Origin of the sequence: Brucella lupini, assembly GCF_002252535.1 — a bacterium.
Taxonomy (GTDB): domain Bacteria; phylum Pseudomonadota; class Alphaproteobacteria; order Rhizobiales; family Rhizobiaceae; genus Brucella; species Brucella anthropi.
On record NZ_NNRN01000035.1, the window covers coordinates 1 to 20,346 of the forward strand.

The window sequence follows — 20,346 nt, forward strand, 5'->3', positions numbered from 1 at the left end:
GCGATTTAATGAAATCGCTGTCCGCGAATTCTGAAATACGCATCCGGAAGGCCGTGGCCGGAAGAAGCTGTTGTCCCAGCGGATATTCCATTCTTCTCCAAGCCATACCGGCAAGACCGGGTGCTGGATGCGGTCAGGAAAATGGCTGCGTGATGACCTGGATCTTGCGGCCTGCCTCAAATCAGCCGTCACGTAGTTTTGCGCCCTCGCTCCCAGCCGTTCGAGAGTCGCGGTGATACTTAGGTTCTGCCGCGAAGGACTCACGTCACGCGTCAACGATTGGAGATGCAAAATGAAGCCAGAAGTCCTCCTCTATGTCACGAGTTGGTGCCCATACTGCCGCAGAGCGAAAGCGCTGCTTACAAAAAAGGGGGTAGCGTTCACGGAAGTCGACATCGAGGCTAGTGCGGAAAACCGAAAAGCGATGATCGACGTCTCAGGTCGAAGGACCGTGCCGCAGATATTCATCAACGGCACGCATGTGGGCGGCTCTGACGAACTCCATGCCCTCGATGCCAGAGGCGGGCTCGACCAGCTGCTCGCCATCGGACGGCCACCAGTGACGTGAAATGGAGGAGAAAGAATTCGATACGGCTTTCGCTAAGCTACCGGACGGATATAGTGGGGGCACTTACAAAGCCCGGCGCTTCGGCGTTACAGTCCGCCGCTCCAAAGATGGCCGACGTAACAGCCTTTTTGCCCGAGAGCTGGCTGGAACCGATATCGTTAGCTTCAACCTGTACCGCGTCTCAGCGGGCAAGGCTTCACTCAAGCCGTGTGAGATGTCCGCAGAAAAGGTCGTGGCGTTCGTGCTCCACTTTCGACCGGACGCATGAGCTTGGCTTCACCGCTAAACGTGGTGACCGTGATGGGCGCGAACCTAGGCCCCTAGGCTCGTTTCTGGTCGCCTGAACTATCGAAACTATAGTTACAGGTCATTGGACTTCATCCTGACGTAAATTCATTTTCTGTACCTTAGCGTGCGAAAGAATCGGCGCTGGTCTGTTGTGCAAGCCATGATCGAGAAAGTCCAAGCGATGACAAACTCCAGTGCTGCAACCGCGCCTTCACCTTCTGACCTGGACGAAAGCGCGACCATGACGGTCGCGGATGCGCTGAAGATCATTTTGGCGAACAGCTATGCGGTCTACCTCAAGACCAAGAACTTTCATTGGCATGTCTCGGGCCCGTACTTCAGGGACTACCACCTGCTTCTCGACGAGCAAGCCGCGGAGATCCTCGCTGCTACCGATGCTATGGCTGAGCGCGCCCGGAAGACCGGTAATACGACCATCCGATCGATCGGCGATATCGCCCGCCACCAGACGATCAAGGACAACGACGCGGAGTTCGTCACGCCGCAGGACATGCTGACGGAATTGCGCGCTGATAATCTTCATATGGTCGAGTCGCTGCGTCGCGCAAAGGACGTCGCCGATCAGGCGAAGGACAATGCGACCTCCGGCCTGATCGATACCTGGACCGACGAGGCGGAACGCCGTGCGTGGTTTCTTTTCGAAGTCAGCCGATAGGATTGCTGCTCAACGGATCGGATCGTTTCATGGCGTCTAACGATGCGCAGACCCAGTTTATTCAGACAGAGGGCGGTAGGATAGCCTTCGACGACACGGGCAAGTCCGACACCGCAGCGTTCCTAGACGAAGTCTCCGTGCCAAGCCTCATCGTGATGGGCTCGAAGGATCCAGACTTCCCGGACCCTGTCGAAGAAGCTCGGAGCTTGGCTTCGAGGATCAATGGCGGAACCATGATTGTCGCGGGCGCCGGGCACTACCCTCATGTCGAAATGGCGGACGATGTCGGACAGCGTATCATCGCGTTCGTAAGCCAGCTCGATAGGTCCGGCCTAGCCGTTTTGCCTTTGCGCAGGAGTTGAGGATGGCAAAGGTCGGCTTTGGTGGAGGCTGCCACTGGTGCACCGAGGGTGTTTTCCAAGCGTTGCGCGGCGTCACGCAGGTCGACCAGGGTTTTCTACAATCGACGGCGCCGGCAAACACCTGGGCAGAGGGGGTGATCGTCACCTTCGATCCCACGGTCATTGGTTTGACGACGCTGTCCGAGGTCCATCTCAGAACGCACTCCGCCAAGCGAGCCCGATCGCTGCAAAGCAAATATCGCAGTGCGATTTATATATTTGAAGAGAGCCAGCGCCATGAAGCTGAGCAAGCAATTGCCCGCTTGGGCGAAGAGACTGGCGAGGCGGTGCACACCTTAGTTCTATCGTTTGTGGGCTTTAGGGCATCGGATGCGCGCTATCAGAACTACTACCGCACCGATCCGAGCAGGCCTTTCTGTCAGAGCTACATTGATCCGAAGCTGGCGTATATCCGGCAGCACTATTCAAAGTTTGCTCTGCCGGGATAGCCAATACGAGTACGCATTTTCCGGGGATCCGCACGCCGAGCCAGCACCGTGTGCTGGGTGACTGCTTTGGCTAGTTCAACGTAGATGAATGATCCGACGACGGGGTCACGACTCGGCCAAGCGCCATAACTTTGGACCATCTCGGAGAGAGACAGCGCACCGAACACGACTCGAACGTGTGGTCTCCACCTTCAACGGTAGCACTGAATGATGGTGCGGGTGGCCGGGGTCGAACCGGCACTCCTCTCGGAACTGGATTTTGAAGGGAATCGCGTCTTTCGTATTCCGCCGTACCCGCCAGAAACTCGGGCCCGAAATCGCCCACATAACCGTTGCGCAGCATCTGCGCGGCACCTGGCGAGTCAACGGAAGCAGTTCGTCCAACCCCGCCTATGTGGCCTATACGGTATCCGTTTCTCCGACCCGAGCCGGGAACGTCTTTCGCGGCGGCGAATGGCGCAGCATGTATGTCCGTGCGGCAGCGTGAGGCACCGGTCTTTGGCCCTTAAAATTAAACCCGAAGCGCCCCTCAAAGAACTACCGCGATGATCAACTCAAGACGCGGCGGCAAGGCCTTGGTCATGCTGCCGAAGGAGGCGGCAGTGCCAGATAGCAAATACCTTACGCCTGAGGAGGTAGCTGAGCGCTACCGAGGTGGTATTTCGGTTGGGACCCTACGGAATTGGCGCGCGATGCGTCTTGGACCGTCCTTCGTCAAAATCGGCAAGGCCGTGCTCTACCCCCTCGATGAGCTTGATGCCTGGGATGAAAAGAATAAAGTGCAATGCCGTGCCCCAAGGGACACGGCGAGCACCTAGGTGATCAAACGTGACGGTCACGTTCACGCATGATCAACCGCCCCCATTCTCCGGCACCAGTCATTATGAAATTTACATTATTTGCTTATTGATCAATGTCTTAGCGTAATGGATGGCATGGTCCACAACCATCCTTCCGGTGATCCAACGCCATCGCGCGCCGACATCGATATGACCAAGCAGCTCGTCAACGCTGCCAAAGCACTCAACATCACGGTGCATGATCATGTCATTGTCGGGAAGCACGGCCATGCCAGCTTCCGTGGACTGGGATTGATCTAACAAAAATTTCCGCATCCAGCAGTTACCGATTGTTAAGCATAGCGCGAAGAATGGTTGCGCATTGCATGGAAATCGCTCGAATTTTCTTAAATTTGGACACAATCAGAGGTGAGACGAGAGCCAGTTCGAAGGCACGGCCTTTCGATGGGTATAATGAATTCAGGCATGTTTCCCGCCAGCGTTTCCAGACGGGAAAATCGGAGTAAAAAATGTTGAAGCGTTCTATCACCGCAGTGGCGCTTGGCGCCGCAATCGTTGCTTTTGCAGGTTCGGCTTTCGCTGCCGACATGATGGGAGCAACCGACTATTCCTATAATGATCCTGTCGCCGCAGGCCCGCATGACTGGTCCGGCAACTATATCGGCGCACAGGTCGGCGCTTCTTCGTCCAGGGTTCCCGGTCCTTTCACCAACCGCACTGGTGCTCTTGGCGGCGTTGTCGTAGGCAAAAACATGCAGAGCGGCAATGTCGTGTTTGGCGGAGAACTCGAAGGAAACTTCGCCGAAGCCGAACATCGCATCGGCAATGGCGGCAGCCTTCAGCAGTCATGGAACGGCAATGCCAAGGGCAAGGTCGGCTATGCTTTCGACAAGACGCTCGTTTACGGCACGGCTGGTTACGGCGTGACCCGCTTCAAGGCCAAGGACAACACCACCTCGGCTCCGGGCTGGGAAGGTGGCGCACTGGTTGGCGCTGGTGTTGAACAGGCCCTGAGCGGCCCGCTTTCCGTAAAGGCCGAATATGACTTCCAGCGCTTTAACGACGTGAAGTCCCGCGTCAACGGCGTGGAACAGCGCAACAATCTGAAGAACCATTCGATCAAGGCCGGTCTGAACTACAAGTTCTAGGCCTCGCGATCCGATGCGAAACTTCATTCTGTTTTAGCATCAAGCAATTCTGCATTTGCACAAAGGGCTGCGTTTCATAGCGCAGCCCTTTCGTTTTGCATAAATTTATCTTCATTTCGCAGTCTGACTACGTCATTCGATGGCTTGACTCCGACAGGCACTAACCGATTATAAATTGGTAGTGGAAGTGCGGGGAACAATAAGAGCGAAAAGCTCAACCACCATATCGGGAGGTTATCTTACCTTGCCGTGTTGTCTCCTCGCGCCTGAACACTTGGATATGTGGCTCTGCTGTCGCAGACCATGCAGTCAGGAATGAAAGAATGCAGCGCGTTTTTGACGGACACAACGATGTCCTTCTGCGGCTTTGGGAAAATGCCCGCAAGGGCCAAGACCCGATCAAGGAATTTATCGACGGGACGGATATCGGCCATATCGATCTGCCCCGTTCGCGCAAAGGCGGTCTCGCCGGTGGAATATGCGCTATCTACATACCTTCGGGCGAGCATATCGAACTGGGCAAGCCTGATGCCAATGGCCACTACGAAACGCCGCTTTCAGTGCCGCTGGAACGTAGTCCCTCCCTCGACATAGCTCTCGAAATCGCAGCCATCGCGTTGAAGCTGGAAGCTGCCGGGGGCTGGAAACTCTGCCGCAACGGTCGTGAACTCGACGAAACGCTGAACAGCGACACATTCGCCGCCGTGCTGCACATGGAAGGCTGCGAAGCCATCGATGCCGATCTGGCTGCTCTTGAGGTCTTTTATGCTGCCGGCTTGCGTTCGCTCGGACCGGTCTGGAGCCGCAACAACGTTTTCGCTCACGGTGTTCCATTCGCCTATCCGATGAGCCCCGATACTGGCCCGGGCTTGACCGATGCAGGCAAGCGCCTGGTCAAAGCGTGCAACACCAAGGGCATTCTGATCGACCTGGCGCATATCACCGAAAAAGGTTTCTGGGATGTGGCCAAACTGAGCGATCAGCCGCTGGTCGCCAGCCATTCCAACGCACACGCCCTCACTCCTGTCGCCCGCAACCTGACCGACCGTCAGCTTGATGCGATCCGCGAGAGCAAGGGTCTTGCCGGACTGAACTACGCCACGACGATGCTGCGCGCGGACGGTAAGGAAGACGCCAACACGCCGCTGTCCGATGTAGTTCGCCACGTGGATTACATGGTTGAACGCATGGGCATCGACTGCGTAGCGCTCGGTTCGGACTATGACGGCGCAACAATTCCAGCCGAAATTGGCGATGCCGCAGGCACGCAAAACCTTGTCGATGCACTGCGAAAAGCGGGCTATAGTGAACAAGAGCTAGCAAAACTTTGCCAGGACAATTGGGTACGGGTTCTGAAACAGGCTTGGCACGAAGCGGCCTGATCTGGTGCGCATCCCGAAAAGTGTGAAATGGTTTTCGGAATAAGATGCGCGAAAAAACAAAGACAAAATCCCAAACAAAATCATAGGAAGGGGACTCTCAACATGATGCATTTCGGACGTTTTCGTATTCTGGCTGCGGGTGCAGCACTTGCCGCGGTACTGGCCGCAAATCCAGCCTGGTCGGCCACGCCAGCCGACACACTGGTTCAGGCATGGGCCATCGATGACACGATCACGCTGGACCCGGCAGAATCCTTCGAACTGAGCCCGGCCGAATTCATCGGCAACGCTTATGACATGCTCGTTCGCCTCGATATCAACGACACGTCGAAAGTCATACCGGGCGTCGCTGAAAGCTGGACCGTTTCCGACGATGGTCTCACCTATACGTTCAAGCTGAAGAAGGACATCAAGTTCGCTTCCGGCAACCCGATAACGTCTGCCGACGTGGCTTATTCTTTCGAACGCGCTGTGCGTCTCGACAAGAGCCCGGCTTTCATCCTGACCCAGTTCGGCCTGACCAAGGATAACGTCAACGAAAAGGCGAAAGCCGTAGACGATACTACCTTCGTCTTCACCGTCGACAAGCCATATGCACCAAGCTTCGTGCTGAACTGCCTGACCGCGACCGTGGCCGCAATCGTCGACAAGAAGCTCCTCGAAGAGCATGCCGCAAAGGTCACGCCGACCGACGATTACAAATACGACACCGACTATGCCAACGCATGGCTGAAGACCAAGTCGGCAGGCTCGGGCCCGTTCACGATCCGCGAATGGCGCGCCAATGAAGTCGTCATTCTGGAACGCAACGACAATTTCTACGGCGAAAAGGCAAAGCTCAAGCGCGTTTTCTATCGTCACGTCAAGGAAAGCGCGACGCAGCGCCTGATGCTTGAATCCGGCGACGTCGATGTGGCGCGCAATCTGGAACCGGGCGACTATGAAGCCGTTCTGAAGAACGACAAGCTGACGACCGCCAGCGCTGCCAAGGGCACGGTCTATTACATCAGCCTCAACCAGAAGAACGAAAACCTGGCCAAGCCGGAAGTTCGCGAAGCGTTCAAATATCTGGTCGATTATGATGCAATCGGTTCAACCCTCATCAAGGGCATCGGTGAAATCCGTCAGACCTATCAGGCAAAGGGCGTTCTTGGTTCTCTCGATGCTGCACCCTACAAGCTCGACGTAGCCAAGGCGAAGGAACTGCTCGCCAAGGCAGGCCTGAAGGATGGTCTATCGGTCACGTTCGACGTCCGTAACGGCCAACCGGTCACCGGCATTGCCGAATCCTTCCAGCAGACCGCTGCTCAGGCTGGCGTGAAGATCGAAATCATCCCCGGCGACGGCAAGCAGACACTGACCAAGTATCGTGCCCGTAACCACGACATGTATATTGGCCAGTGGGGCATGGACTATTGGGATCCGAATTCCAATGCCGAAGCTTTCACCAGCAACCCGGATAACAGCGACGACGCATCGACCAAAACGCTTGCATGGCGCAACGCCTGGGACATTCCTGAGCTGACCAAGCAGACGCAGGCAGCTCTTCTGGAACGCGATAACGACAAGCGTGCTGAACAGTACAAGAAGCTTCAGCAGGAAGCTCTCGACCAGAGCCCGTTCGTCATGCTGTTCCAGCAGGTTGAAGTTGCAGGTATCGCCGGCAACGTGAAGGGCTACAAGCTCGGCCCGACATTCGACTCCAATTTCCTGGCGCCCATCAGCAAGGAATAGTTGGCTACGCCTCAGCGCATGAAAGCTTTTCATGCGCTGAATCGGCTTAAAAACAAAAGGATGGAGCGGTTTTCTGAATCAAAACGGAAAGCCGCTCCAGAGCATTTCCAGCGAACCGGTTTCGCTCCCGGAAATGCGTCACAACAGGAAATGGAACGGCTCATCGAAACCGTTCTAGGGCTTTTCAAGCAAAGATGACTGAGGCTTCAGACCAGAACCTGTTCTGAAATGCTCTCATTGTCGGAAGCGGTCAAAACATTGAGCAACACTGGAACCACCAAAAAGGTAAGGCGAGCGCCACGGCGTTCAACGGTCCTTGCCGCGTCGTTAGCCAGTTTTCTGGTCATCGTCGTCACGACCTATCTGGGCCTTCTGGCCGTCACATTCTTTATCGGCCGTGTGGTGCCGATCGACCCTGTGCTTGCCATCGTCGGCGACCGCGCTCCTGCGCATGTCGTGGCGCGCGTGCGGGAAGAAATGGGCTTTAACCTGCCCTATTACCAGCAGTTCTATCTTTACGTTAAGGGTGTGCTACAGGGCGATTTTGGCACTTCGGTACTGACGACCAATCCGGTCATGACCGACATTCGCCGCGTTTTCCCCGCGACCATGGAACTCGCTACCGTCGGCACCATCATCGGCGCTTTGTTCGGCATTCCGCTCGGCGTTCTCGCCGCCGTGAAGCGTGGTAGCCTCGTCGACCAGATTGTGCGCGTGATCGGCCTCGTTGGCTATTCGGTGCCGATCTTCTGGCTCGGTATGCTGGCACTTCTGATCTTCTATGCGCGGCTCGGCTGGACCTCGGGTCCCGGACGTATCGACATCACATTCGAATACACGTTCACGCCGATCACCGGTTTCTACCTGATCGACGCGATCATCCAGCGCGACTGGCCAGCTCTCAAGGATATCGTCTCCCACCTTATCCTGCCGTCGGCTTTGCTCGGCTATTTCTCCTTGGCCTATATCAGCCGCATGACCCGTTCCTTCATGCTCAACGAGCTGGAACAGGAATATATCGTTGCTGCTCGTGCCAAGGGTATTTCGGAAACCCGCATCATCTGGGGCCATGCGCTGCGCAATGCCGCCGTCCCGCTCGTGACAGTGATTGCGCTTTCCTATGCCGGACTTCTGGAAGGTTCGGTTCTGACCGAAACCATCTTCTCCTGGCCCGGCCTCGGACTCTATATCACCAATTCCCTCCAAAACGCTGATATGAATGCCGTTCTCGGTGGCACTATCGTTATCGGGTCGGTCTTTATCGCGCTCAACCTCGTGTCCGATCTTCTCTATCGGGTTCTCGATCCAAGGACGCGCGTACGATGAGCCAAATGACAGATACTTCCAACCTCTCATGGCGTGAATGGCTGCTTACCGAGCGGCCACAATCACGCACGCAAGCCCGTCTCGGCCGGGCCTATATGGTCTGGCGGCGTTTCACCGCCAACAAGCTGGCGGTTCTCGGCCTCCTGATCATCATCGGATTGCTCGTCGTTGCAGCGCTGGCCGATGTGCTGGCGCCGCATTCGCCAGTTATCGGCGATCTGGCCAATGCCCGCCTGCTGCCGCCGGGAACACCCGGCTATCTGCTCGGCACCGACGATCAGGGCCGCGATATTCTTTCGCGTCTGATCTATGGCTCCCGCCTCACTCTCTATGTGGTGTTGCTGGTCGCCATCATCGCCGCGCCTATCGGCCTTCTGGTCGGTACTGTCGCCGGTTATGCCGGCGGCTGGGTCGATGCCGTACTGATGCGCATCACCGATATCTTCCTTGCCTTCCCGAAGCTCATTCTCGCGCTGGCCTTCGTTGCTGCTCTCGGACCCGGCATCGAAAATGCCATCATCGCCATCGCGATCACCTCATGGCCACCCTATGCGCGTATTGCGCGCGCGGAAACGCTCACAGTGCGCAACTCGGATTATATCTCCGCTGTTCGCCTGATGGGCGCTTCGCCAATCCGCATCGTCGTGCGCCACATCATGCCGCTCTGCACATCTTCGCTGATCGTGCGTGTGACGCTCGACATGGCAGGCATCATCCTGACGGCAGCGGGCCTCGGCTTCCTCGGCCTCGGCGCTCAGCCGCCATTGCCTGAATGGGGCGCGATGATCGCTTCCGGTCGCCGCTTCATTCTCGACCAGTGGTGGGTTGCAGCCATGCCGGGTATTGCGATCCTGATCGTCAGCCTTGGCTTCAATCTTCTGGGCGATGGCCTGCGCGATGCGCTCGATCCGCGGGGTAACAATCAATGAAGCCTCTTCTCACTGTTGAAGACCTGCGCGTCACCTTCCCGACGCGCACAGGCGCAATCGAGGCCGTGCGCGGTGTCAGCTTCGAGCTTGGCCGCGAGCGTCTCGGTATTGTTGGCGAATCCGGTTCTGGCAAATCCCAGACCGGCCGCGCCATCATGGGGCTTACCCCGCTCCATGCGAAGATCACCGCCAGAAAACTCGAGTTCGACGGCATCGACCTTCTAAACGCGTCGGCACGCGAACGTCGCTCCTTGCGCGGTGGCCGCATAGCCATGGTGTTGCAGGACCCGAAATATTCGCTCAACCCTGTCATGACCATCGGCAAGCAGATCGCCGAAACGCTGAAGGCCCATGGCAAATTCAGCAGCGATGAAATCCGCAAGCGCTCAATCGCCATGCTCGAAGCCGTGCAGATTCGCGATGCTGAACGCGTCATGAGCCTTTATCCGCACGAAGTTTCGGGCGGTATGGGCCAGCGCGTCATGATCGCCATGATGCTGGTCGCCGAGCCGGAAATGCTGATTGCCGACGAACCAACTTCGGCCCTCGACGTGACGGTTCAGCTTGAAGTGCTCGGCATTCTGGACAAGCTGGTTGCCGAACGCGGCATGGGGCTGATCTTCGTCAGCCACGACCTGCGCCTCGTTTCTTCATTCTGCGACCGCGTTATCGTCATGTATGCGGGCAAGATCGTGGAGGAAATTGCGGCGAAGGACCTCGCCAATGCGAAACATCCCTATACGCAAGGATTGCTGAACTGCATGCCGAAAATCGGAGCCGATCGCCATCCCCTGCCAACCTTGCAGCGCGAGGAGGCTTGGAAGCTATGACAGGGGAAACTATGAGCACGGCATCTGCACTGAGCGTCGACAATATCGACGTCTATTTCGACCATTTCCATGCGCTGAAATCGGTGAGCATCGACGTAGCGCGCGGCGAATCCTACGGCCTCGTGGGGGAATCCGGTTCCGGCAAGTCGACCCTGCTGCGTGCCGTTGCAGGACTGGCACCCGTTGAAGACGGCGAAATCCGCATAGACGGGCAATTGCTGAAGACGCCGCGCGACAAGGCATTCTATCGCAATGTCCAGATGGTGTTTCAGGACCCTTACGGCTCGCTGCATCCCCGGCAAACGGTGGACCGGCTGTTGCTGGAACCGCTTGCCATCCACGGCGTCGGCGACACCGAACAGCGCATCGTGAAGGCGCTCGATGAAGTCGGCCTCGGTTCCGGCTTCCGCTTTCGCTATCCGCACCAGCTTTCAGGCGGCCAGCGTCAGCGTATTGCCATTGCCCGCGCCCTGATCGTTGAACCCAGCATATTGCTGCTCGATGAACCAACCTCGGCGCTCGATGCATCGGTTCAGGCGGAAGTGCTGAATCTGCTGGAGCAGGTTCGGCGTGACCGCAACCTGACCTTCGTTATGGTCAGCCACGATCTTGGCGTTGTGACCCATATGTGCGACCGGCTTGCTGTCATGCGTAATGGAGAGGTCGTGGAACAGCTGCAGGCAGACGATCTTGTCAGCGGCAATATCCATGCCGACTATACGAAGAACCTGATGCAGGCCAGCGAAGGCTTCCGCAGATAATGCAAAAGCTTGTCTCCCAAAAGTGGTAACCATTTTTGGGATAAAGACATTCGAAAAACAAAGGGGACCTTCCGGTCCCCTTTTTCATTGCATCAATCGTCGGATGCCTTGCGCGGTGTGTCGCCATCCTGCCCGCGCCGCCAATAGGCGACAATAAGCTGGCGATCCTTCGCAACATTGCGTTCCTTGCGCATATAGGTGCGGATCGACCGGAATGCGTTAAACTCGCAACCCGCCCAGACGTAAATGTCATCTTCGTCTTCCGGTAGTTCGACTGCGCGGACCGCATCCTGCAACAATGTCGTCGTTCCGGCTTCCGCGCCATCGCGGTTCAGCCACTGCAGATCGACATCGGCACGAGAGACAAGTTCCTGCTCTTCCGAAGCACTGCCGATCTCGACGCGCACGACTGCCTTGGTCCCTTCCGGCAGACGCTCCAGAATGCGCCCGATGGCAGGTAGCGCGGTTTCGTCACCCGCAAGCAGATACCACTTCGCATCGCCCGCATCGCCACCGCCCGGCCCCGTCATCCCGACAATATCGCCCGGCTTGGCGCTGACAGCCCAGCCGGAACCCGGCGCGTCGCAATCATCGCCATGGACGACCATATCGATATCCACCCAGCCGGCTACGCTATCGATGTTGCGGATCGTATAGACACGTGTGGCAAGCTTGGCTTCGCCATCCGGCCAGACAGGACGGCCATCTTCACCAGTTGTGGGCCATTGCGGTTTGGCCAGACCTTCCGGCGGAAACAGCAGGCGGATATGAAGGCCCAACTGCGAGAAGCGGAACAGGTTGTCGCCCTTCAGACGAATACGACGCATATGCGGCGTTACGTTCGATACTGCAACGACCTGCATCTCGCGGAAGTAAGGCAGCGGCAACCCGGCGGCCCCATCACCTTCCCAGATGATCTTCGGTTTGGCGCTGCCCTTGTCGAGAAATTCCAGCACATGCTCGGCGATGGAATATTTCATATAGGCAAGACCGGTTTCGTCCTCGCTTTTGACGTCGACGCTAACCGTTTCATCATCCCATTGCACATCAGCCTGACCGAAGCTCAGCACCAGCTTGGCCGTGCTGCCCTGCCGATGCACGTCGGCATGCTCGACAAAATGATCAAGGAGCTGATTGACCACATCACCGGCATTTGTGAGCGCAAAGCGGGTATTGGCGTTGAGTTCGGACATGCCCCGTCCTCCTTTGGGAAACAATTTCCCCAGCCTTACCCGAATATAACATGACTATTCAAGTCATCATTTCGATTTGAACCCGCAATAAATTGTGACGGGCAGTGCCTGTCGCCAGACATCGAAAGAGCCAAGTGCGCCGGCTTGCGCAACGCCAAGACGCGTCAATTCCCCGCCGAATTTCTCACGCCAGTTGAAAAGCAGCATCTCGCTTTGCAAGGTCACTGCATTCGCGACAAGCCTGCCGCCTGGTTTCAGGGCGTTCCAACAGGCTTCCAGCACGCCTTCATCCGTTATGCCACCGCCGATGAAAATCACATCCGGTGCCTCCAGCCCTTCCAGCGCGAACGGTGCTTCACCCCTAACCAGCTGTAATCCGGGGGTACCCAAAGCCGCACGATTTCGCTCGATCATCCCCTGCCGCTGTTCGTCCGCTTCTATGGCAATCGCGCGACATGAAGAATGAACGCGCATCCACTCAATGCTGATCGATCCACAACCGGCACCGACATCCCAGAGCAGTTGCCGCGGCAATGGCTGTAATCGCGACAGAGTAACAGCGCGCACGTCGCGCTTGGTCAGTTGGCCATCATTCTCAAAAGCTTCATCGGGCAGACCGGCGACGGGAGAAAACACGTTCGCTTCCGGCGCAGCGACACATTCGATTGCCAGCACATTAAGATCAGCACAGTTTTCGTACGGCCAGTCGTCAGCACTGCCGCTGATAAGCTTTTCCTTTGACCCGCCAAGATGCTCAAGCACCGTCAGACCACTGTGGCCAAAGCCTTTGGCCTTGAGAAGTGCTGCAGCTTTTGCGGGCGTTGTGCCATCATTGCTAAGCACGAGAATTCTCTCTCCCGGCAGAAGATGCGGTACCAGCAATTCAAACGGACGCCCATGGACGCTCACTGTGCGGACGTCCTGTAAAGGCCAAATCATCCGACTTGCAGCTAGAGAAAACGATGATGGAAAAGGAATAATCTGAAGTTCTTCGGGAGAAAAATGCCGGGACAAGGATGCGCCCATACCGAAGAACATCGGATCGCTGCTCGCGAGCACAACGACCCGTTGGCCTTGATATGCCTCAATCATCGCGAAAGCTTTGTCGAATGGAGACGGCCAAGTCACACGCTCGGCTGTGATCTCGTCACTCACAAAATCCAGATGCCGCTTGCCGCCGAAAATGACGGCAGCATTGATGAGCGCGTCGCGGGCGTTTTTTCCAAGGCCCGTCAGTCCATCCTCGCCAATACCGATAACTGTCAGCCAGCAGCTCATTAGCGTTGCTCCTTTTCTTTGTTCGTATGGCGGGGCAGTAGCAAGTGCAAGCGGCAAGGCGTATAAGGCTCAAATGTCGAGCCAACAAATCACTCAGTCGCGGCAAGCCCAACCCGACAGGCGCAACGCCTGCCCCGGTCTTTCGCGTATGGTTATGGCCAGGGATGGGGCTATTGCCCGTATCAAACTGAGGCTCGGTCGCCTTTCTGCCGATCAGGCGCGTTCAATTGCAGCAATAGCCGAACGTTTCGATGCAGGCGCGATAGAGCTGTCGATTCGCTCCAATATTCAGTTGCGCGGTATTACGCCCAGACATTGGGACGATGTTATCGCGGCACTTCACGAGGCTGGCCTTGGCGTCGACAATCCCGGCGCGGATGATATTCGCAACGTGTTGGTCAGCCCCACGGCTGGCATTGACCGGGGCCAGATATGCGACGTCACCGGACTGGCATCGTCTGTGCTGGACATGCTGCAGGCGAATGAGGCTTTTTATGCCCTATCGCCGAAATTCTCGCTGCAAATCGACGGTGGCGAAAACTGCGCGATGATTTCTCATCCGGGTGACATCTGGCTTTCGGCGATAGACGGCGAAACCTTTGCTTTTGGCCTTGCTTCGTCTCCCGACAGGGAAGCGCTGGGGGCTGTAGACGCACAACATGCCCTGCCCTTCATCGAAGCGATGCTGCATCGTTTTTTACGCCATGCCAGCTTTGCGCGGATGAAACATCTGTTTGAAGCCATCCCAGCATCAGAGTTTGTGGCAGGTCTGAGCCGGGAATTGTCGTTCCCGATTCATCCCGCAACCGGCTGGAAGCGCAAGGCACCGATGCCATTTTCGCATCTTGGCAACAACCAGCAGTCTGACGGTTCATTTTATGTCGGCGCCGTGCCGCTCCTGGGACGCCTGACATCGGCGCAACTAGCAGGTCTGGCAGACCTCTCCGACAGCGGAAGGCGTGGACTGCGTCTGACGCCGTGGCAAGGCGTTATCCTGCCTTATGCAGGCGAAACCCAGATTGGTGAACTAACCGAAAAACTTCGTTCGCTTGACCTCGAAACGACAGCCGAAGCCCCACATGCGCGGCTTCGTGCCTGTTCGGGATCAAATGGCTGCGTCTCCGCACTCGCCGACACACAGACAGACGGTAAAAGGCTGGCAACATATCTGGCGCCGGGAAAATCATCCGTGCACATCACGGGATGCGCCAAGTCATGCGCAGCACTTGCACCTTTGCCGCACACGCTTCTGGCGCGCTCGACAGGTCGCTACGATCTTTATGCGCAAGAGACGTTTCCGCAAGACGGGGCTGGACCATCGCGCTTTGGACGGCTATTGGCGACTGATATCACCATTGACGAAGCGGCGTGCCTTCTGAACGCCCGACACTGATTAGAGCGGTCACCATGACAGACTATATTCGCGATGGGCAGGCCATTTACGACCGGTCCTTCGCCATCATTCGTGCCGAGGCCGATCTAAGCCGGATACCAGCCGATCTGGAAAAGCTTGCAGTCCGTGTCATTCATGCCTGCGGCATGGTGGATGTGGTCAGTGACCTCGCTTTCTCGCAAGGAGCCGGCAAAGCCGGACGCGACGCTCTGCTCGCCGGTGCGCCCATTCTCTGTGATGCACGCATGGTGGCCGAAGGCATTACCCGCTCTCGTCTGCCTGCCAATAATGAAGTCATCTGCACGCTGAACGACCCATCGGTTCCTGAGCTTGCAACGAAGATCGGCAATACCCGCTCGGCTGCAGCGCTCGACCTCTGGCTCCCGCATCTCGGCAACAGCATTGTTGCAATCGGCAATGCACCGACCGCCCTCTTCCGCCTGTTCGAATTGCTGGATGCTGGCGCGCCAAAACCTGCGCTCATCATCGGCATGCCGGTTGGCTTTGTCGGCGCGGCAGAATCCAAAGACGAACTCGCCACAAACAGCCGCGGTGTACCTTATGTGATTGTACGCGGAAGACGTGGTGGCAGCGCCATGACGGCAGCGGCAGTCAATGCGCTCGCGTCGGAGCGCGAATAATGACGGTAAAAGGCAGACTGTTCGGCCTGGGCGTTGGCCCCGGCGATCCCGAACTGATAACGCTTAAAGCCCTGCGTCTCCTCAAAAGCGCACCGGTTGTGGCTTATCACGCAGCCAAGGGGAAGAAGGGCAATGCCCTCACAATAGTCGAGGAATATCTTTCACCGGAACAGGTTCTGGTGCCGTTGATCTATCCAGTGACGACGGAAAAGCTTCCCGCGCATATGGATTACGAACAGATCGTCAGCGATTTCTACGGCGAGATAACGAGCACGATAGCGAGCCATCTTGATAGAGGTCAGGATGTGGCCGTGATAGCGGAAGGCGACCCGTTTTTCTACGGCTCGTTCATGTATATTCATGACCGGCTTGCCGATCAGTATGAAACGGAAGTCGTGCCCGGTGTCTGCTCCGTTCTTGGCGCTTCAGCTGTGCTGGGCGCCCCACTGGTCTATCGCAATCAGACATTATCCGTTCTCTCCGGCGTCATGAGCGCAGAAGAACTGACGCGACGGCTCGCGGATACAGGCGCTGCAGCTATCATGAAGCTTGGCAAAAACCTCGATAAGGTCCGCGCTGTGCTGGGCGAGCTCGGTCTCATGGACCGTGCGCTCTATGTTGAGCGCGCCACCATGGCCAATCAGCGCATTGTGCCGCTTGCCGAAGTCAATGGTAGCGACTGTCCCTATTTCTCGATCATTCTCGTTCCGGGGCAAAAATGGAACGGCGCGTGATTCCCGCAATTCTGGTTCTCGGAGAAGCCGCGGTTCCTGCCGCGCGGCGGATCGCATCGGTGCTGGAACGCGCCGAAATACGCGGCCTCCAGAACCGTGTTGCGTCGCTGGATGAAACCTTCGTGCATTTCGGCGATGCGGTCAGGTCGCTTTATGAGGAGGGCCGCCCCATCATCGCGCTTTGTGCAGCCGGTATCGTCATCCGGGCGCTGGCACCATTGCTGCAGAACAAGCGCGTCGAACCGCCGGTTCTTGCTGTCGCCGAAGATGGAAGCGCAGTTGTGCCGCTTCTGGGTGGTCTCTCCGGTGTCAATGACATGGCTCGGCAGATTGCGGCAGCACTTGAGGTTGCGCCTGCCATAACCACGTCCGGCGAACTGCGGTTCGGTATCAATCTGCTGCACCCGCCTGCCGAACTGACCCTTGCCAATACTGACGACGCGAAAAATTTCACGTCGAACCTGCTTGCGGGACAGAAGGTGCAGCTTGACGGAAAATCACGCTGGCTTGCTAATTCCAAACTGCCTTTCGCCAATGACGGTGCGCTGACGATCAGCATAACGCCCCACATCCGCACACCCCAGCCAGACGAGCTGATTTATCATCCGCGCAGTGTGGCGATTGGCGTCGATAGGGTCAGCGAGAACATTCAGAACGATATTGAAGATGCTCTCGCCAATGCAGGCATTGCCCCCGCGTCGCTGGCATTGCTTCTCGCCCACGAAAAAGACTGCACTTCGCCGCGGCTCCAAGAGGCTGCGGCGAAAATTGGTGTCCCGCTGCGCTATGTGGCGAATGCAACCGATGCTCGTGAGATCGTTCTTCATTCGGTGGAACAGCCGGTTCAACTGATGGAGAGCTTGGGGCTTGCCATTGCCGTGGCTGCCACCCCGGCAGATGTTCTGTTTGTCGGTCGAAAACGTGGCAAGCTGGTCGTTATCGGCCTTGGGCCCGGATCACGAGAGCTAATGACGCCTGCCGTTCAGCACGAACTGGAACAGGCCGAAGACATTCTCGGCTATGAGACCTATGTGCGGATGGCTGAAGAAAACCTTCGTCCTTTCCGCGCCGATCAGATCGTTCATATGACTGATAATCGGGAAGAAATGCAGCGGGCACGTCATGCATTCGAACTCGCTGCTTCCGGGCGACATGTCGCCATGGTTTCTTCGGGAGATCCCGGTGTCTTCGCCATGGCTGCGGCAGTCGTGGAGGCGCTTCACGAAACGGAAAATGCGGCATGGCACGGCGTGGAGCTCGTCATCCAGCCCGGCATTTCCGCTGCAATGGCCGCCGCATCGCGGATCGGAGCGCCGCTCGGACACGACTTCTGCATCATTTCACTGTCGGACAATCTGAAACCCTGGGAAATTATCGAAAAGCGCCTTGCGCTTGCCGCTGAAGCGGATCTCGCCATGGCGTTCTACAATCCCATCTCCAAGGCACGTCCGCATCAGCTTGGTCGCGCGCTTGAAATCCTGCGGCAATATCGGTCTCCCGAAACGCCCGTTGTCCTTGGGCGCGACATAGGCAGACCGGCTGAGACTACACGGACAACCACGCTCGGCGCACTGACACCAGATGATGTCGACATGCGAACCGTTGTGATTGTCGGCTCGTCCCACACGCAGGTTTTTGCGAAATCTGATGGCAGGGAGTGGGTTTATACACCGCGCTGGTACGGCGAAAAGCCAGAGAAATGACAAACAAAAAAGGCAGGGAAAACCCTGCCTTTTTCATGTGTTATCCCTGATTGTTGAATCAGTTCTTCTTCGCCTTAGCCTTTTTCGGCTGGGCAGCGGCGGCTGCATCGGCCTTGGCTGCTGCAGCTTCAGCTGCAACCTGATCGGCGCTCTTCGGCGACGTATCGATAACAGCGCGCACACCGCCCTTGGCGGTCAGCTGGCAAACAGCGGTACGCAGATCGACCTTGAGATCGACATCGGTGCCGCCTGCTGCACCCGGACGGGAGTTGATGGCAGAGATAGCGTGTTCCGGCAGGAAATACTTGTTGGCAGCGGCAGTGATGCACGGCTGCGCGAGCGCCGGATCGACATAAGCTGTCGGCGTGAAGCGAGGCATCGAAATCGTCGGCGCGCTGATCGGGGCATCGGTCTTGCCCGGCGTCGCCGTCGTGGTTGGTACAGTCGTCGTGCAGGCAGCGGCAAGCGGGGCCAACATGGCAATGGCTAGAAAACGGGCTCCGGTGCGGGCGCGTCCGTACATGATCTACCTCATAGGATCTGCTGAGTAGGTAAAATTTTAAGTTCGATAACTATTCGGTTTTGCTCGATTGTCGAGTGGCAGGAAGGTCACATCGCCAGAATTTCGATTCGCATCCACAGTCTGGCATCACTGTTTTGCTAGAATCCAGTTCAGCATCTCGCGCCAGTCGGACATGCGGATCGGCGTGCCGTGATTACCACTTTCGAAACGCCGGAACTGGACCGGATAACCCGGCGCGCGCTTGCGTATCTCGCGATAGAAGGCTTCCTGCTTGTCGATTGCAAAAACCGGATCACGGCTGCCATGTCCGAAGAAGATCGGCACACGTTTCTTGAATGCGGGTGACTTGAAAAATCCGTCATCCCAAAGCGAGCCGAGCAGAATAAGTCCTGCGAGCTGGTTCCCCGCCTTTTCATTAGCCGCTATGCGCCAGCATAGTGTTCCGCCTTGCGAGCCGCAGGACAGGATCAACGGAGCGCTCGGTGATGATGCCTTGGCTGCTTCGATCAATCCGGCAATCTGCGCCTCACCCGCATCGGCAAAATCCTTGAAATCCGGCGTGATATAGAGACCGCCATTCAGTGCCGCGAGATTCTTCACACGGTTGAAATTGCCGCCAAAGGTAAAATCATTCATACCTTGCAGGCGATTACCGCCCCTACCATGCAGGTAGATGACGACAAAGGACGCGCCTTCGCGCCTGCCTGCTGTCATGGCCTTCACCGGCCCGGCAGCAGTCTGAAAGGTAACGTCCTTCTGGTAAGCGCGCGCCTTCAGCGAGACATAGGCATCTTTCACGCGCTTTTCAGGCACCGCATCGCGCCCGTTGATATCGCGCATCTCGTTGTAATCGATAACCTTGTAATCACCATTGTCAGCGCTGCTGATAATGCCGGGATAGGCGAAATAATCGTCCTTGTATGGCGGCAAAGACGCTGCCCCGTATGCCATCACAGTTGAAAACAGAAACAATGCCCCAAACAGGCCACCTATTCCATGCTTCAACATTCTATGGCTCATCGGATTACAGCTCCAGCGTATGATAGCGCCTGTTGAGATAGACCAGCGCCTCGTCCTCGGCTTTGGACCGCAGGCCCACGACTTCCCCGAAAAGGACGTGATGCGTGGAGTGATCCTGCACGCTGACCACCCGGCAATCGAAAGCAGCAAGTGCACCCTGCAATATGGGTGCTCCGGTCACCTGAACATCCCAGCGCGCCAGTTCGAACCGCTCGTCCTGGGTCAGGCCGATACGGCCCGAAAAAGCGTCTGCGAGCTGTTGGTGCGACCCCGCGAGCGTGTTGACGGCGAACACGCCGTTTTCGATGAACAGCCGGTTTTCTTCATGAATCTTTTGCAGGCAAATTAGGATCGTCGGCGGATTATCCGAAACCGAACAGGCCGCCGTCAGCGTCAGACCACGCCTTCCCGCACTACCGGCAGTCGTGACGATCTGTACTGCGCCGGCGTAATGACTCATGGCATCCCGATAGGACTTGGATTCCACCGAAGCTGCACTTGAAATGATGTTCTTAATCGTTTGCACGTCCAACAGAATCCGTCTCGCCCTATGGCATGTTATCTGAAGC

At 57.0% G+C, this 20,346-nt stretch carries 22 protein-coding genes and 1 pseudogene; 18 read left to right on the forward strand and 5 right to left on the reverse strand.

Annotated elements, in window-relative coordinates:
* The first annotated feature begins 292 nt into the window (after positions 1 to 292).
* The 14 genes and pseudogenes from grxC (at position 293) to CES86_RS05300 (ending at position 11,292) form a co-directional block, all read left to right on the forward strand.
* Positions 293 to 568 (forward strand): glutaredoxin 3, encoded by a 276-nt coding sequence (gene grxC / locus CES86_RS05225; RefSeq protein ID WP_088217422.1) that lies wholly within the window; start codon positions 293 to 295, stop codon positions 566 to 568.
* Positions 569 to 1,016: 448 nt separating this feature from the next.
* Positions 1,017 to 1,532, forward strand: coding sequence for a Dps family protein (locus CES86_RS05235; protein WP_231771192.1), 516 nt, complete (start codon positions 1,017 to 1,019; stop codon positions 1,530 to 1,532).
* Positions 1,533 to 1,561: 29 nt separating this feature from the next.
* Complete coding sequence (locus tag CES86_RS05240; protein ID WP_088217424.1) at positions 1,562 to 1,894, forward strand: alpha/beta fold hydrolase; 333 nt, start codon at positions 1,562 to 1,564, stop codon at positions 1,892 to 1,894.
* 2 nt (positions 1,895 to 1,896) lie between these two features.
* Positions 1,897 to 2,382, forward strand: coding sequence for a peptide-methionine (S)-S-oxide reductase (locus CES86_RS05245; protein WP_088217425.1), 486 nt, complete (start codon positions 1,897 to 1,899; stop codon positions 2,380 to 2,382).
* Positions 2,383 to 2,641: 259 nt separating this feature from the next.
* Complete coding sequence (locus tag CES86_RS05250; RefSeq protein ID WP_088217426.1) at positions 2,642 to 2,869, forward strand: hypothetical protein; 228 nt, start codon at positions 2,642 to 2,644, stop codon at positions 2,867 to 2,869.
* Positions 2,870 to 2,963: 94 nt separating this feature from the next.
* A complete protein-coding gene (locus CES86_RS05255; protein WP_254915512.1) occupies positions 2,964 to 3,200 on the forward strand; it encodes a helix-turn-helix transcriptional regulator in 237 nt (78 codons plus the stop codon).
* A gap of 117 nt (positions 3,201 to 3,317) precedes the next feature.
* Positions 3,318 to 3,482: pseudogene (locus tag CES86_RS05260) on the forward strand (JAB domain-containing protein); the annotation flags it as partial.
* 209 nt (positions 3,483 to 3,691) lie between these two features.
* Positions 3,692 to 4,330, forward strand: a complete 639-nt coding sequence (locus CES86_RS05265; protein WP_010659869.1) for an outer membrane protein — start codon at positions 3,692 to 3,694, stop codon at positions 4,328 to 4,330.
* A gap of 323 nt (positions 4,331 to 4,653) precedes the next feature.
* Complete coding sequence (locus CES86_RS05270; protein ID WP_029928876.1) at positions 4,654 to 5,712, forward strand: dipeptidase; 1,059 nt, start codon at positions 4,654 to 4,656, stop codon at positions 5,710 to 5,712.
* A 102-nt stretch (positions 5,713 to 5,814) separates the two neighbouring features.
* A complete protein-coding gene (locus CES86_RS05275) occupies positions 5,815 to 7,446 on the forward strand; it encodes an ABC transporter substrate-binding protein (RefSeq protein WP_010659867.1) in 1,632 nt (543 codons plus the stop codon).
* Positions 7,447 to 7,674: 228 nt separating this feature from the next.
* Positions 7,675 to 8,772, forward strand: coding sequence for an ABC transporter permease (locus CES86_RS05285; RefSeq protein WP_373418737.1), 1,098 nt, complete (start codon positions 7,675 to 7,677; stop codon positions 8,770 to 8,772).
* On the forward strand, positions 8,769 to 9,701 hold the full coding sequence (locus tag CES86_RS05290; protein WP_010659865.1) for an ABC transporter permease: 933 nt from the start codon (positions 8,769 to 8,771) through the stop codon (positions 9,699 to 9,701). The genes CES86_RS05285 and CES86_RS05290 overlap by 4 nt, the downstream gene beginning before the upstream one ends.
* Entirely contained in the window at positions 9,698 to 10,531 is an 834-nt protein-coding gene (locus tag CES86_RS05295; protein ID WP_029928878.1) for an ABC transporter ATP-binding protein, read from the forward strand. The genes CES86_RS05290 and CES86_RS05295 overlap by 4 nt, the downstream gene beginning before the upstream one ends.
* A gap of 11 nt (positions 10,532 to 10,542) precedes the next feature.
* Positions 10,543 to 11,292 carry an ABC transporter ATP-binding protein gene (locus CES86_RS05300; RefSeq protein WP_029928879.1) on the forward strand — a complete coding sequence of 250 codons (750 nt, stop codon included), beginning with the start codon at positions 10,543 to 10,545 and terminating at the stop codon, positions 11,290 to 11,292.
* A 92-nt stretch (positions 11,293 to 11,384) separates the two neighbouring features.
* Here CES86_RS05300 and CES86_RS05305 read toward each other — a convergent pair whose 3' ends face one another.
* Both CES86_RS05305 and cbiE read right to left on the reverse strand, forming a co-directional pair.
* Positions 11,385 to 12,485: a siderophore-interacting protein gene (locus CES86_RS05305; RefSeq protein ID WP_029928881.1), complete on the reverse strand. Its 1,101-nt coding sequence runs from the start codon at positions 12,483 to 12,485 to the stop codon at positions 11,385 to 11,387.
* A gap of 66 nt (positions 12,486 to 12,551) precedes the next feature.
* Positions 12,552 to 13,763 (reverse strand): precorrin-6y C5,15-methyltransferase (decarboxylating) subunit CbiE, encoded by a 1,212-nt coding sequence (cbiE, locus tag CES86_RS05310; protein WP_094513810.1) that lies wholly within the window; start codon positions 13,761 to 13,763, stop codon positions 12,552 to 12,554.
* A 73-nt stretch (positions 13,764 to 13,836) separates the two neighbouring features.
* On the opposite strand from cbiE, the gene cobG reads away from it, so the two are divergent.
* Genes cobG through cobJ form a run of 4 tightly spaced genes read left to right on the forward strand, consistent with a single transcriptional unit; the run spans position 13,837 to position 18,234 of the window.
* Positions 13,837 to 15,156, forward strand: a complete 1,320-nt coding sequence (cobG, locus tag CES86_RS05315; protein WP_094513812.1) for a precorrin-3B synthase — start codon at positions 13,837 to 13,839, stop codon at positions 15,154 to 15,156.
* Positions 15,157 to 15,170: 14 nt separating this feature from the next.
* A complete protein-coding gene (locus tag CES86_RS05320) occupies positions 15,171 to 15,797 on the forward strand; it encodes a precorrin-8X methylmutase (protein WP_029928887.1) in 627 nt (208 codons plus the stop codon).
* The gene (locus CES86_RS05325; protein ID WP_029928889.1) at positions 15,797 to 16,531 is read left to right on the forward strand and encodes a precorrin-2 C(20)-methyltransferase; all 735 of its coding nucleotides are present in this window, start codon (positions 15,797 to 15,799) and stop codon (positions 16,529 to 16,531) included. Before CES86_RS05320 ends, CES86_RS05325 begins: the two co-directional genes overlap by 1 nt.
* A complete protein-coding gene (cobJ, locus tag CES86_RS05330; protein WP_036596317.1) occupies positions 16,516 to 18,234 on the forward strand; it encodes a precorrin-3B C(17)-methyltransferase in 1,719 nt (572 codons plus the stop codon). The genes CES86_RS05325 and cobJ overlap by 16 nt, the downstream gene beginning before the upstream one ends.
* Positions 18,235 to 18,292: 58 nt before the next feature.
* On the opposite strand, the gene CES86_RS05335 is transcribed toward cobJ, so the two are convergent.
* The 3 genes from CES86_RS05335 to CES86_RS05345 all read right to left on the reverse strand — a co-directional run bounded on the left by CES86_RS05335 (position 18,293) and on the right by CES86_RS05345 (position 20,303).
* Entirely contained in the window at positions 18,293 to 18,757 is a 465-nt protein-coding gene (locus CES86_RS05335; protein WP_010659856.1) for a hypothetical protein, read from the reverse strand.
* Positions 18,758 to 18,883: 126 nt separating this feature from the next.
* Positions 18,884 to 19,777, reverse strand: coding sequence for an alpha/beta hydrolase (locus CES86_RS05340; protein ID WP_029928894.1), 894 nt, complete (start codon positions 19,775 to 19,777; stop codon positions 18,884 to 18,886).
* 4 nt (positions 19,778 to 19,781) lie between these two features.
* On the reverse strand, positions 19,782 to 20,303 hold the full coding sequence (locus CES86_RS05345; RefSeq protein ID WP_010659854.1) for a flavin reductase: 522 nt from the start codon (positions 20,301 to 20,303) through the stop codon (positions 19,782 to 19,784).
* Positions 20,304 to 20,346: the final 43 nt, after the last annotated feature.